14 protein-coding genes are annotated in these 12,313 nt (G+C 73.4%); 12 read left to right on the top strand and 2 right to left on the bottom strand.

From position 1 onward, the window contains the following. The first annotated feature begins 3 nt into the window (after positions 1 to 3). Genes KDN32_RS10365 through KDN32_RS10355 form a run of 3 tightly spaced genes read left to right on the top strand, consistent with a single transcriptional unit; the run spans position 4 to position 2,484 of the window. Complete coding sequence (locus tag KDN32_RS10365; protein WP_211731892.1) at positions 4 to 1,371, top strand: hypothetical protein; 1,368 nt, start codon at positions 4 to 6, stop codon at positions 1,369 to 1,371. Continuing rightward, positions 1,358 to 1,864 carry a SigE family RNA polymerase sigma factor gene (locus tag KDN32_RS10360; protein ID WP_211731891.1) on the top strand — a complete coding sequence of 169 codons (507 nt, stop codon included), beginning with the start codon at positions 1,358 to 1,360 and terminating at the stop codon, positions 1,862 to 1,864. Before KDN32_RS10365 ends, KDN32_RS10360 begins: the two co-directional genes overlap by 14 nt. Continuing rightward, positions 1,861 to 2,484 carry a thioredoxin-like domain-containing protein gene (locus tag KDN32_RS10355; protein ID WP_211731890.1) on the top strand — a complete coding sequence of 208 codons (624 nt, stop codon included), beginning with the start codon at positions 1,861 to 1,863 and terminating at the stop codon, positions 2,482 to 2,484. The genes KDN32_RS10360 and KDN32_RS10355 overlap by 4 nt, the downstream gene beginning before the upstream one ends. 136 nt (positions 2,485 to 2,620) lie before the next feature. Here KDN32_RS10355 and KDN32_RS10350 read toward each other — a convergent pair whose 3' ends face one another. Next, the gene (locus KDN32_RS10350; protein ID WP_211731889.1) at positions 2,621 to 3,457 is read right to left on the bottom strand and encodes an alpha/beta fold hydrolase; all 837 of its coding nucleotides are present in this window, start codon (positions 3,455 to 3,457) and stop codon (positions 2,621 to 2,623) included. Between the two features lie 129 nt (positions 3,458 to 3,586). On the opposite strand from KDN32_RS10350, the gene KDN32_RS10345 reads away from it, so the two are divergent. Then, positions 3,587 to 3,886 carry a thiamine-binding protein gene (locus KDN32_RS10345; protein WP_211731888.1) on the top strand — a complete coding sequence of 100 codons (300 nt, stop codon included), beginning with the start codon at positions 3,587 to 3,589 and terminating at the stop codon, positions 3,884 to 3,886. Positions 3,887 to 3,895: 9 nt separating this feature from the next. On the opposite strand, the gene KDN32_RS10340 is transcribed toward KDN32_RS10345, so the two are convergent. Continuing rightward, on the bottom strand, positions 3,896 to 4,912 hold the full coding sequence (locus tag KDN32_RS10340) for a Vgb family protein (RefSeq protein WP_211731887.1): 1,017 nt from the start codon (positions 4,910 to 4,912) through the stop codon (positions 3,896 to 3,898). 49 nt (positions 4,913 to 4,961) lie between these two features. Between KDN32_RS10340 and KDN32_RS10335 the strand changes: the two genes are divergently transcribed. The 8 genes from KDN32_RS10335 to KDN32_RS10300 all read left to right on the top strand — a co-directional run bounded on the left by KDN32_RS10335 (position 4,962) and on the right by KDN32_RS10300 (position 12,250). Then, complete coding sequence (locus KDN32_RS10335) at positions 4,962 to 5,486, top strand: SRPBCC family protein (protein ID WP_211731886.1); 525 nt, start codon at positions 4,962 to 4,964, stop codon at positions 5,484 to 5,486. Between the two features lie 9 nt (positions 5,487 to 5,495). Continuing rightward, positions 5,496 to 5,900, top strand: coding sequence for a YjbQ family protein (locus tag KDN32_RS10330; protein WP_211731885.1), 405 nt, complete (start codon positions 5,496 to 5,498; stop codon positions 5,898 to 5,900). Between the two features lie 9 nt (positions 5,901 to 5,909). Then, complete coding sequence (locus tag KDN32_RS10325) at positions 5,910 to 6,494, top strand: GNAT family N-acetyltransferase (RefSeq protein ID WP_211731884.1); 585 nt, start codon at positions 5,910 to 5,912, stop codon at positions 6,492 to 6,494. 33 nt (positions 6,495 to 6,527) lie between these two features. Next, a complete protein-coding gene (locus KDN32_RS10320) occupies positions 6,528 to 6,944 on the top strand; it encodes a hypothetical protein (protein WP_211731883.1) in 417 nt (138 codons plus the stop codon). Positions 6,945 to 6,964: 20 nt separating this feature from the next. Beyond that, entirely contained in the window at positions 6,965 to 7,831 is an 867-nt protein-coding gene (locus tag KDN32_RS23305; RefSeq protein WP_211731882.1) for an NUDIX domain-containing protein, read from the top strand. After that, entirely contained in the window at positions 7,828 to 8,763 is a 936-nt protein-coding gene (locus KDN32_RS10310; RefSeq protein WP_211731881.1) for an SMP-30/gluconolactonase/LRE family protein, read from the top strand. The genes KDN32_RS23305 and KDN32_RS10310 overlap by 4 nt, the downstream gene beginning before the upstream one ends. Positions 8,764 to 8,779: 16 nt before the next feature. Further along, complete coding sequence (dxs, locus tag KDN32_RS10305; RefSeq protein ID WP_211731880.1) at positions 8,780 to 10,684, top strand: 1-deoxy-D-xylulose-5-phosphate synthase; 1,905 nt, start codon at positions 8,780 to 8,782, stop codon at positions 10,682 to 10,684. A gap of 78 nt (positions 10,685 to 10,762) precedes the next feature. Further along, entirely contained in the window at positions 10,763 to 12,250 is a 1,488-nt protein-coding gene (locus KDN32_RS10300) for an amino acid permease (protein WP_211731879.1), read from the top strand. Positions 12,251 to 12,313: the final 63 nt, after the last annotated feature.

The raw sequence follows: 12,313 nt of genomic DNA, 5'->3' as shown, positions 1-12,313 counted from the left end.
CCCATGACCGCACCGCCCACCGACGTCGTCGACCGGCTCGAGCGCCTCGCCGCGCACGCGCCGGCGCACGGGGTCGACGCCGACGCGGTGTGGTCGCGTGGTCGTCGGCGGCAGCGGCTGCGCGGTGCGGCCGCGGTCGCCGCGGTCCTCGTCGTCGGGCTGCTCGGCGCCACGACCGCCCCACTGGTGCTCCAGCGGGTCCAGGACGCGCAGGTGGCGGACGCCGCCGCGAGCATGGTGCTGCCCGACCTGCTCCGCCAGCCCGGCGGCTGGGAGCCCGCCTTCCCGGAGGCGCCGGGACGTCTCTCCGCTGTCGGCTTCGGGACCAGGTCGGGCCTGTGGTCGAGCCGGGCCGCGTGGTGGGGCGTGTCCGCGACGACGGGCGAGTCGCGCTTCCTCGACCTGCCCGACGCGGCGGACACGGTGGACGCTCCGGCGCTGTCGGCCGATGGCTGGCGCCTGGCGTACTGGGTCACGGGCGAGGTGCCGGGCGAGCCACTGACGATGGGCGGCCCGACGGTCGAGGACACGCAGCCCGCGGTCGGGGTCGCCGTCCTCGACCTCCGTACCGGCGACCGGGACGTCTGGAGGCTCGACACCGAGCACGGGCTGGCGACGAACGGGCTCGCCTGGGCAGGTGACGTGCTGTGGTGGTCGGCCGGCCAGGTCACGCGGTTCGGGGAGACCGCGGTCGGTGGGACGGACATCGCCACCCGCCGCTGGGACTTCGCGAGCGGCGAGCGCGGCGTGCCGACCGGTGCCGAGGCCCGCGTGAGCCCGCTCGAGGTGCGGAGCGCACCGGACGGGTTCGTCGCGTATCCCCGACGCCGTGGCCTGGTCGTGGTCAGCGGCGACGAGCGCCGGACGCTCGACCTCGTGCTGCCGTCCGGCGCTCCGCCATCCGCCGGCGTCGTCAGCGCCACGCTGTCGCCGGACGGTGCGAGCGTCGTCGCCCTGCTCCGGCCGGACGCGACCGTCTCGACCGGGGAGCCCGACCAGCTGGTCGTCGGAGCGGTCGAGGACGGTGTGGTCCGCCTCCGGGTGGTCGACGACGTCCTGGCCTTCGACGTGCTGGGGTGGCGGTCCCCGAGCCAGGTCGTCGTCGCCTCGGTGGCCGAGGGCGAGGACGGGCGGCCGTCGCAGGTGTTGCAGGCGTCGTCGCTGGACCTGGGCACGGGCGAGACGACCGACCTCCTGGAGGTCTCCGGGAACACGCCGCAGGTCGCGGCCGACGCCTGGGCGGCGGAGCTCGTCCCGGCGCCCGACCCACCGTTCGCTCCGGACCCGCGCCTGGTCGGCGTCGGGGTGCTGGTCGCCGGCCTCGCCCTCTGGCGGGTGCTGAGGTGGAGGGGGCGACGTGGCCACGCCTGAGGGGTTCGCCGAGTTCGTGGTGGCCCGCCAGGCGGCGCTGCTGCGCACGGCGTACCTGCTCACCGGTCACGCGCAGGACGCCGAGGACCTCGTGCAGGCGACCCTGGTGAAGGCGGTGCCGCACTGGCGCCGGATCCGCGACGACCCCGAGGCATACGTCCGCCGCACGATGGTCCACGAGAACGTCACGCGGTGGCGGCGGCGCCGCTGGCGCGAGCAGGCCGCCGACGTGCTCCCCGAGCCGCTCGCCGACGCCCCCGACCAGGACGACCTGCTCGCGGTGCGTGCCGCCCTCGCGACGCTCGCGCCGCGCCAGCGCGCCGTGCTGGTGCTGCGCTACTACGAGGGCCTGAGCGAGGCCGAGATCGCCGCGACCCTCGGGATCCGGCCCGGGACCGTGAAGTCCCAGACCCGCGACGCGCTGGCGCGGCTGCGGCAGGCGCTGCCGGTCGACGACGGGGCCGCGGAGGGCGCCGGTAGCCTGACCCGGTGATCGAGGACGACGAGCCCGGGCAGCCCGAGCCTGCCGCGCCGAGCCACCTCCCGCTGGTGCTCTCGTCCGCCCTCGCGATCGTGGTGCTCGGTGGCGCGCTGGTCGCGCCGCTGGTGGACCGCGCGATCCGCGGCGACGAGGCGGCACGCAGGGCCCTCGACCTCACCCTGGTCCGGACCTACGACATCGAGGACCGGGCACACACCGCGGGCGACGTGGCGTACCCGCAGGACCCGCCGGCCGGTGGTCCGCACGCCCCGATCTGGCTCGACTGCGGCGTCTACGACGAGCCCGTGCGCGAGGAGAACGCGGTGCACGACCTCGAGCACGGGTCGGTGTGGATCACCCACGACCCGTCGCTGCCCACCGCCGACCTCGAGCGCCTCGCCGACGCGCTGCCGGACAACGGCATCATGTCGCCGCGCGAGGACCTCCCGTCACCGGTCGTCGTGACCGTCTGGGGCGCCCAGCTCGAGCTCGATGGGGCTGACGACCGTCGCCTGGCGCTCTTCCTCGAGGAGTACGGCGACGGGCACACCGCGCCCGAGTTCGGCGTGAGCTGCCAGGGCGGCACGCCCGACCCGCAGGGCGCGCTGCCCGGCGAGGGCACGAACGCCTGATCGCCCTCGGTTCCAGGGCCCTGGGCGGCTGAGTCCCCGAGAGACTCAACCGCCACTCGCCCCTTGAGTCTGCTGGAGACTCAACCGTTCATGCCCTTGAGTCTCCAGGAGACTCAAGGGCCAGCGCGGGCACGGCTCAGCGCGCGAGGAAGTCGACCAGGGCACGGTTGAACTCGTCGGCGTGGCTGACGTTGAAGCCGTGCGGGGCGCCCCCGACGACGACGAGCTCGGAGCCCGCCACCGCCTCGTGGGTCCGCTGTCCGGAGCCCTCGAGCGGCACGATGCCGTCCGAGTCGCCGTGGATGACGAGCGTCGGGACCGTGATCTTGGTGAGGTCGTCGCGGAAGTCGGTGGTGCCGAACGCCTCCATGCAGCCGAGGGCGGCCGTCTGGTCGCTCTGGTGGGCCAGCGCGATGGCCTGCTGGCGCTGCTCCTCAGTGACCTTCAGCTCGCCGTTCGCGGTGAAGAAGTCGCGGGTGAACCCGTCGAAGAACGCGGTGCGGTCGGCCTTCAGGCCGTCCTCCATCTGCTGGGCCGCGTCCGCGGTGAGCGGGCCGTCCGGGTTGTCGTCGGTCTGCATCAGGTACGGCGGGACCGCACCGGCGAAGACGACCGAGTGGATCCGGTCCTCGCCGTGCCGAGCGACGTAGCGCGCGACCTCGCCACCGCCCATCGAGAAGCCGACCAGCGTGACGTCGGAGAGGTCGAGCTCGGACAGGACGCCCTCGAGGTCGTCGGCGAGGGTGTCGTAGTCGTATCCCTTCGACGGCTTGTCGCTGCGGCCGAAGCCGCGACGGTCGTAGGCGACGACGCGGTGGCCGGCCGCGGTCAGCGGGCCGACCTGCTCGCTCCACGACTCGCCGGAGAGGGGCCAGCCGTGGATCAGCACGACGGGCCGGCCGGAGCCACCCGAGTCCTCGACGTGGACCTTCGTGGAGCTGAGGAGACCGGAGTGTGCGGTGACTTCGGGCACGGTGTTCCTTTCGTCCGGGCCCCGCCTGTGCGGGACCGCTCACGGATCCTTCGACCGTAGGCAGCGGTCCGGATGGCACGCCCACCCGCGCGGGTGGGGGCGCCGACGGCGTGGCCTAGCGTGGGCCGCATGATCGTGGCCTTCTCGCTCTCGCCCATGTCCAGCGACCCGACCGGGTCGGTGACCGAGGCGGTGGCCGCCGCGGTCCGCGTGGTCCGCGAGTCGGGCCTGCCCCACGAGACCAACGCGATGTTCACCAACATCGAGGGGGAGTGGGACGAGGTGATGGCCGTGGTGAAGAGGGCCGTCGACGTCGTCGCCGAGGTGTCCCCGCGGGTCGGCCTCGTGCTCAAGGCCGACATCCGCCCGGGCTACGACGGCCAGCTCACCGCCAAGGTGGAGCGGATCGAGCAGGCGCTGCGGGACTGACGCTGCCGCTCACGGCACCGGGACGTGGTGGACCAGGTCGGACGTGAACGAGGTCACCCACACCTCGTCGCCGGCGACCGCCACGTCGAGGTTGGCGCTGTCGTAGAGCGCCGTGGCGTCGCCGAGGACCACCTCATCGACCACGCTCGCCGACCCCGGGTCGACCACCACCAGGCGGGGACCCTCCTCCGCGACCACGAGCAGCCGTCCGTCGTGCGCGACGACGCTGTCGGGCAGGCCCGGGACGTCGATCTCCGCGGTCGCGCGCAGGGTCGCCGGGTCGATCGCCACCACCCGGTCGTCGAAGGTGCACGCCACCCAGAGCCGTCCGTCGAGCTCGGCCATGCCCTGCGGCCCCGAGCACACCTTCGGGCCCCGCGTCACCTCGAGCGTCCGCGGGTCGACCCGGAGCACCCGGTCGTCGGCGAACGCGGCGACCCAGAGGGCCTCGCGGCCCGCGGCCACCAGCCGCGAGCCCACGCCGATGTCGGCCCGGGCGGTGACCCGCCGCGTACGCGGGTCGACCCGCACCAGCCGGCCCGCGTCCTGCTCGACCAGCCAGACCGCACCGAACCCGGTGGTGACGCCCTCCGGTCCGGCACCGGTGCGGAGCCGGTCCGTCACGCGGCCGGTGGCGGTGTCGATGCGCACGAGGCGCTCGCCGCGGAACGACGTGACCCAGGCAGCAGCGTCGTCGACGGCCACCCGCAGCGGCGTGCCCGGCACGTCGACGACCAGGTCGGGCTCGTCCGACCCCGGGGGGATCCGTACGACCTGGTCGGCGCCGCTGCCCACCACCCAGACCGAGCCGTCGTCGCCGGCCGCCACGCCGACCGGGCCGGCGCCCACCTCGACCGACGGGGCGGCCTCGGTCGCAGGCGAGCTGCTCGGGGCCCGGGTCCGGTCGGTCTCCGCGCCTCCGTCGCCGGCCGGTCCCGACCCGCCGCCGGAACAGCCGCCGAGGACCGCGAGGCAGGCCACCGCGACGGCTGCTGCCGCCGTGCGGCGGGGTCCGGGAGAGGCCATGACCGGGAGGCTAGACCTGTTCGGGGTCCGGAGGTGTAGACCTGACGCCATGGATCTCGCGCGGGCAACGACGGCAGAAGCCGCTGCGTCGCTCCCGGGCGACGACCTGGTCGACGCCGACGTCGTGATGGACCGCGGCCTCGACCTGCCCGCGCCGCCCGAGGAGGTGTGGCCGTGGCTGGTGCAGCTCGGCAAGCGGCGCGCCGGGTGGTACCTCCCGCGCGCCGTGGAACGGTTCGTACCGTCCTCGCGCCGCGCGCTGCGGCGCGTCGACCCCGCCCTGCTCGCCCACGAGGTGGGGGACGTGATCCCCGACTGGGGCGGCAGGGACGCGACGTTCACGCTCGCGGCGATCGAGCCTCCCCGGCTGCTGCTCTACACCTCCCGGCGTGGACGCACCGACCTCACCTGGTGCCTGCTGCTCCGCCCGGCAGGGGACGGAAGCAGGCTGCACCTCCGGCTGCGGCTCGGACCGGTGCGCCGTCGCCGGCTGGCGGAGGTGGTGGGAGGCGCGTTCGACGCGCTCACCGTCGCCGGGATGGGCGCCGGACTGCGCGAGCGGCTGCAGGACTAGCGTGGCCGCATGCACTCCGAGACGAGGACCTACCGGACCGGGGGCGACGAGGCGGTGCTCGACCTCACGCGCGACGCCGCCGCGTACGCCGCGGACCGGGGTGACGGCCTGCTGCACGTGTTCGTCCCGCACGCCACCGCCGGCATCGCCATCATCGAGACCGGCGCCGGCTCCGACGACGACCTCCTCGCCGCCCTCGCCGACCTGCTGCCGGCCGACGACCGCTGGCGCCACCGGCACGGCTCCCCGGGCCACGGGCGCTCGCACGTGATGCCCGCGATCGTCCCGCCCCACGCGACCGTCCCGGTCCTCGGTGGGCGGCTCGCCCTCGGCACCTGGCAGAGCATCTGCCTGGTGGACCTCAACGTCGACAACGACGAGCGCACCGTGCGCTTCTCGTTCGTGGCGGGCTGAGTGGTGGGCGTGGCGAGCACGGTGGAGGTCCGCGAGGCCGGCGACAGCGACACCCCGGCCGTGGAGGCGGTGGTGGAGGGCGCGTTCGGCGACCAGGGCGCCGCGGTCAACGACGTGATGGCGCGACTGCGGGGCGTCGAGGACATGGGTGTCGAGCTCGTGGCCATCGACGACCGCGAGGTCGTCGGGTGCGTCGCGCTGTCCCGCGCGTGGCTCGACGCGCGCGAGCGGCTCGTCGACGTCCTGGTGCTCAGCCCGCTCGCGGTCGCGCCGGACCGTCAGGGCCGCGGGATCGGCACCGCGCTGCTGGCCGCGGTCCCCGAGGCCGCCGCGCGGCTCGGCGCTCCGCTCGTCTTCCTCGAGGGCGCACCCGGCTACTACGGCGCGCGCGGGTGGCGGCCCGCGTCGGCCCACGGGCTCGAGCGACCCTCGCTCCGCATCCCGGAGCCGGCCTGCCAGGTGCTGCTCGTCGACGGGCACGAGCCGTGGATGACCGGCCGGCTGGTCTACCCCGACGTCTGGTGGCGGCTCGACCTGGTCGGCCTGCGCGACCCGGAGCTGGCGGAGGTCGAGGCCGCGCTGCGCGAGAGCTGACGCAAACGAACATGCGTTCGATAGACTCGGCTCGTGTTCCCTGCCCCGAAGCCAAAGCGCCGGCCCGAGCCGGCCGTCGGGTACGACGGGGTGGCACCGCCGGGATGGCCGCGCGAGGTGCGTCCGCCGGGCGCACCCGACTGGGAGGCGACCGCCGCCTCGTGGCTGCTCGACCTGTGCCCGCCGGACTACCGCCGGTTCCCGGGCCTGCGTCGGCACGTCGTGGTGCTGGCCAGGTTCGCCGTGCTGCACGTCGAGGCGCAGCAGCTCGCCACCCGGCGCGGGCTGAGCGACATCCGCGGTGACCTGCGCGACGTCGCGACCGAGGCCGTGGTGCGCGCCGCGGTCCAGACGTTCCAGCTCGAGGACGCCCGGCTGATGGGCGTACGCCGCGAGGTGGGGTTGGTCGAGGACGCGCTGCGCGGTCGGCGCTACCGGGAGCGGATGTGAGTGCTGGCTAGGGTCGCGGCGTGACCGGCACCCACTTCGCTTCCGTCGTCCTCGTCGACCCGCGCGGATGGCTGCTGATGCAGGAGCGCGACGACCACGCACCTGAGTGGCCCGACACGTGGGGGTTCCCGGGAGGAGGCCTGGAGGACGGAGAGACACCCGCGGCCGGCGCCGTTCGCGAGCTCGCGGAGGAGACGGGCGTCGTCGTGGACGTCGCGCAGCTTCACGACCTGGGCCACTTCGAGCAGGGAGGGCCGCGTGGAGTCCTCGGCTTCCGGTGCTTCGCTGCACCGACTGAGCTCGGCAACGACGACGTCGACTGCCGGGAGGGCCGCCAGATGGTGTTCGTCGATCCGGCCACGCTCGACGACCTGACCCTGGCCGGTCCCGCTGCCACCGCGCTGCCAGCCGTCCGCGCCTGGGCCGTCCACCACACGCCGGTCCCGCCGGACGACGCCCGCGGCTTCGCGGGGGTGATCCTCGTCGACCCTCGCGGCTGGATCCTGCTGCAGGAGCGCGACGAGCACCCCCGGATCGACCCCGACTGCTGGGGGCTGTCGGGCGGGCACCTCGAGCCCGGCGAGACCCCGGCCGAGGGTGCGCTGCGCGAGCTCGAGGAGGAGACGGGCGTACGCCTCGACCCCGGTGACCTGCGCGCGGTCGGCGCGTTCGCCAACGACCACCGCGCGTCCTACGGCACGTGGGACCGGATGTGGGTCTACGCCGCGGCGAGCGACCTCACCGACGCCGACATCGACTGCCGCGAAGGCCGCCGGATCGTGTTCGTCGACCCCGCCACGGTCCCGTCCCTGCGGGTCACCAAGGGCGCCGAGGCGATCCTGCCGGCCTTCCTCCGCAGCGACGTCTACGCCACGATGGCGCCATGAGCCACGGCGCCCCCACCGTCCACCCCGTCCCGTCGATGGGCGCGGAGGACGTCGTCGTCTCCGCCGACGGCACGGTGTTCACCGGCACCGAGGACGGCGTGGTCTGGGCCGTCGACGCGACCACGGGCAGCGTCCGGCGGGTCGCCGACACCGGCGGCCGCCCCCTCGGCCTCGAGCTGATGCCCGACGGAGACCTGCTGGTCTGCGACGCCCGTCGGGGCCTGCTGCGGCTCGACCCGGGCAGCGGCGAGGTGACGGTGCTGCTCGACCGTGTCGACGGCCGGCCGATGCAGTTCTGCAACAACGCCGCCGTGGCCGCCGACGGCACGATCTGGTTCAGCGACTCCTCGCTCCACTTCGGGGTCGAGCAGTGGAAGGACGACTTCGTCCAGGACACCCGCACCGGGCGCCTGCTGCGCCGCGACCCGGACGGGACGGTCACGGTCGTGCTCACCGGCCTCGCGTTCGCCAACGGCGTCGCGCTGGCGGCCGACGAGTCCTACGTCGCCGTCGCCGAGACCCGCGGGCGCACCGTCGTACGCCTCTGGCTCACCGGCCCGCGGGCGGGGGAGCGCGACCACCTGGTGACCGGGCTCCCGGGCTATCCCGACAACATCAGCCGGGGGAGCGACGGGCTCGTCTGGGTCACGATCGCCAGCCCCGTCGACCCGCTCGTCGAGCGCCTCGGGTCGGCCCCGATGGTGCTGCGCCGCGCCGTGACGCGGATCCCGGAGGCGCTCCAGCCGAAGCCGAAGCGGTCCATCCGGGTGCAGGCCTACGCCGACGACGGTCGGCTGGTCCACGACCTCGACCTCGCCGCGCCGGCGTCGGGTCCGGGCTACCACATGGTGACCGGCGTGCGGGAGCACGACGGGCGAGTGTGGCTCGGCAGCCTCCACGAGCCGTCGGTGGCGGTCGTCGACCTGGCATGAAATAGACTCAACCCCCATGGGACTCCTCGACTCGATCGCGTCTCCGCAGGACCTCCGCGGACTCTCGCCGGAGCAGCTCGACGAGCTGGCCGCCGAGATCCGTGACGTGATGATCCGCACCGTCGCCACCAACTCCGGTCACCTCGGTCCCAACCTCGGGGTCGTCGAGCTGACGCTGGCGATCCACCGCGTCTTCGACTCCCCGCGTGACCGCGTCGTCTTCGACACCGGCCACCAGTCCTACGTCCACAAGCTCGTCACTGGGCGACACGCGGACTTCGGCACCCTCCGCAAGGAGGGCGGCATCAGCGGCTACCCCAGCCAGGCCGAGTCCGAGCACGACATCGTGGAGAACTCGCACGCGTCGACCTCGCTGTCCTACGCCGACGGCCTCGCCAAGGCCTACGCAGTCAAGGGCGAGGACCGCCACGTCGTCGCGGTGATCGGCGACGGTGCGCTGACCGGCGGGATGGCGTGGGAGGCCCTCAACAACATCGCCATCGCCCGCAACAGCCGGCTGGTGATCGTGGTCAACGACAACGAGCGCTCCTACACCCCGACGATCGGCGGCCTCGCCACGGCGCTGACGTCGCTGCGCACCAACCCGCGCTACGAGCAGGTCCTCGACCTCGTGAAGAAGCGGCTCAACGCCGTGCCGGGCGTCGGCCACGCGGCCTACGACGCACTGCACGCGGTGAAGAAGGGCATGAAGGACGCGCTCGCCCCGCAGGGCCTGTTCGAGGACCTCGGCCTGAAGTACGTCGGCCCGGTCGACGGCCACGACCGCGCCGCGATGGAGCAGGCGCTGACCAGCGCGAAGCGGTTCGCCGGCCCGGTGATCGTGCACGCGATCACCCGCAAGGGCCAGGGCTACGACCCGGCGCTACGCCACGAGGCCGACCAGTTCCACGCGCCCGGTCCCTTCGACGTCCAGACCGGCGCCGAGAAGCCCAAGGGCAAGATCTGGACCGACCACTTCTCCGAGGCCATCGTCGGGATCGGCGAGCGGCGCGAGGACGTCGTCGCGATCACCGCGGCGATGATGCACCCGGTCGGGCTCGACACCTTCGCGCAGAAGTTCCCCGAGCGCACCTTCGACGTCGGCATCGCCGAGCAGCACGCCGCGACGTCGGCCGCGGGGCTCGCGATGGGTGGTCTCCACCCGGTCTTCGCGGTCTACGCCACCTTCCTCAACCGGGCCTTCGACCAGGTCCTGATGGACGTCGCGCTGCACCGCTGCGGCGTCACGTTCGTCCTCGACCGCTCGGGCGTCACCGGCGACGACGGCGCGAGCCACAACGGCATGTGGGACATGTCGATCCTGCAGGTCGTGCCCGGGCTGCGGCTCGCGGCCCCGCGCGACGTCACGCGGCTCCACGAGCTGCTCGACGAGGCCGTCGAGGTCGACGACGCCCCCACCGTCGTGCGCTTCCCGAAGGGCCCGCCGCCGGCCGACGTACCGGCGATCGACCGCGCCGGCGGTGCCGACGTCCTCGTCCGCGAGGGCGAGCAGGACGTGCTGATCGTCGCCGTCGGCTCGATGTGCACCACCGCGGTCGAGGTGGCCGAGCGGCTCACGGCCCAGGGGATCGGCGTCACCGTCGTCGACCCCCGCTGGGTCAAGCCGGTCGACCCCGCGATCGTCGAGCTGGCCCGCGAGCACCGGCTCGTGGTCAGCGTCGAGGACAACGGCCGCGTCGGCGGCTGCGGCGCCACGCTGCTGCAGACGCTCAACGACGCCGGGGTCCGTACGCCGTTCCGGCTCCACGGCATCCCGCAGGAGTTCCTCGACCACGCCAAGCGCGACGTGATCCTGGCCCGCATCGGCCTCGACGCCCAGACCATCGCCCGGGGCATCGTCGAGGACGTCACCGCGCTCGACGAGGGCGCCGCGCTCGTCGAGGTGGACCACCCCGCCTGAGCACGGCCCGCGACGCGCCGTGTCCGCCGCTGCACGGTGACCCGCCGGTAGCGGGCCGGTGTGGCCTAGGTTGCTCAGATGAGCATCTGGCGCACCAAGTCCATCGAGCACTCGATGGCGGACACGGAAGACCCCGAGTTCAAGCTCAAGAAGAGCCTGACCGCCCTCGACCTCACGGTGTTCGGCATCGGCGTGATCATCGGGGCCGGCATCTTCACCCTCACCGGCCGCGTCGCGCAGGCCTATGCCGGGCCCGGCGTCGTCTTCTCCTTCATGGTCGCCGCGGTCTGCTGCGGCCTCGCCGCCCTCTGCTACGCCGAGTTCGCCTCGACCGTCCCGGTCTCGGGATCGGCGTACACGTTCTCCTACGCCACGCTCGGCGAGATGATCGCGTGGATCATCGGCTGGGACCTGATCCTCGAGCTGATGCTCGGTGCGTCGGTCGTCGCGCAGGGCTGGTCGTCCTACTTCGAGACCTTCCTCGGCGAGATCGGCCTCACCTGGCCCGCGAGCATCGGCTACGGCGACACGTTCGACGCGCCGGCGTTCCTGCTCGTCGCCGTCCTCACCGCTCTGGTGGCCTTCGGCATCAAGGAGTCGCTGCGGGTCAACCTCGTCCTCGTCGCGCTCAAGCTCTTCATCGTGCTGTTCGTCATCATCGCGGGCATCCAGTTCATCGACACCGACAACTACAAGCCGTTCGTGCCGCCGAGCGCGCCGGGCACCACCGGCGAGGGCTGGCTGCACACGCCGCTGATCCAGACCGTCTTCGGCGCACCGGGCGTCTACGGGGTCGCCGGCATCCTGTTCGCCGCGTCCCTCGTCTTCTTCGCCTACATCGGCTTCGACGTCGTCGCGACCACGGCCGAGGAGGCACGCAACCCGCAGAAGGACCTGCCGCGCGGCATCATCGGCTCGCTCGTCGTCTGCACCGTGCTCTACATGGCGGTCGCGCTGGTCATCACCGGGATGGTGAAGTACGACGACATCAACCCCGACGCCGCGCTCGCGACGGCGTTCATCGACCAGGGCAAGGACGGCTACGCCACCCTGATCTCAGCGGGTGCCGTCGCCGGTCTCACGACCGTCGTGATGACCCTGATGATCGGCGCCGTGCGCGTCTTCTTCGCGATGAGCCGCGACGGACTCATGCCGACCGCGCTGGCCCACGTCAACCCGCGGACCGGCACGCCGGTGCGGATCACGCTCGCCATCGGCTTCGTGGTCGCGCTGGTCGCCTCGCTGACGCCGATCGGCAAGCTCGAGGAGATGGTCAACATCGGCACGCTCTCGGCGTTCGCGCTCGTGTCGATCGCAGTGCCGATCCTGCGCAAGAACCGTCCCGACCTCGAGCGGTCCTTCCGGGTGCCGTTCTCGCCGTTCCTGCCCTGGCTCTCGGCTGCGATCTGCGTCTTCCTGATGCTCAACCTCACCGCCGAGACCTGGCTGCGGTTCCTGGTCTGGATGGCGCTCGGCTTCGCGATCTACTTCGGCTACGGCTACAAGCACAGCCGCGTCGGCCAGGGCATCGGCGAGCCGGCGCGCGACTACTCCGCCCGCGACTGACCTACGCCGGCTCCGCATCCGGCCCGAGCGGTGCCCCACCCACATTCCTGGGCGCGGGAACGT

It is taken from the genome of Nocardioides palaemonis (assembly GCF_018275325.1).
Classification (GTDB): Bacteria; Actinomycetota; Actinomycetes; order Propionibacteriales; family Nocardioidaceae; genus Nocardioides; species Nocardioides palaemonis.
This window is presented reverse-complemented; position numbering and strand designations above follow the sequence as displayed.

Excerpts from the sequence above, each read along its gene's own strand:
- KDN32_RS10310 (WP_211731881.1), top strand. The coding sequence starts at position 7,828 with ATGAGCCACGGCGCCCCCACCGTCCACCCCGTCCCGTCGATGGGCGCG.
- KDN32_RS10340 (WP_211731887.1), bottom strand. The coding sequence starts at position 4,912 with ATGGCCTCTCCCGGACCCCGCCGCACGGCGGCAGCAGCCGTCGCGGTG.
- dxs (WP_211731880.1), top strand. The coding sequence starts at position 8,780 with ATGGGACTCCTCGACTCGATCGCGTCTCCGCAGGACCTCCGCGGACTC.
- KDN32_RS10365 (WP_211731892.1), top strand. The coding sequence starts at position 4 with ATGACCGCACCGCCCACCGACGTCGTCGACCGGCTCGAGCGCCTCGCC.
- KDN32_RS10300 (WP_211731879.1), top strand. The coding sequence starts at position 10,763 with ATGAGCATCTGGCGCACCAAGTCCATCGAGCACTCGATGGCGGACACG.
- KDN32_RS10330 (WP_211731885.1), top strand. The coding sequence starts at position 5,496 with ATGCACTCCGAGACGAGGACCTACCGGACCGGGGGCGACGAGGCGGTG.
- KDN32_RS10345 (WP_211731888.1), top strand. The coding sequence starts at position 3,587 with ATGATCGTGGCCTTCTCGCTCTCGCCCATGTCCAGCGACCCGACCGGG.
- KDN32_RS10335 (WP_211731886.1), top strand. The coding sequence starts at position 4,962 with ATGGATCTCGCGCGGGCAACGACGGCAGAAGCCGCTGCGTCGCTCCCG.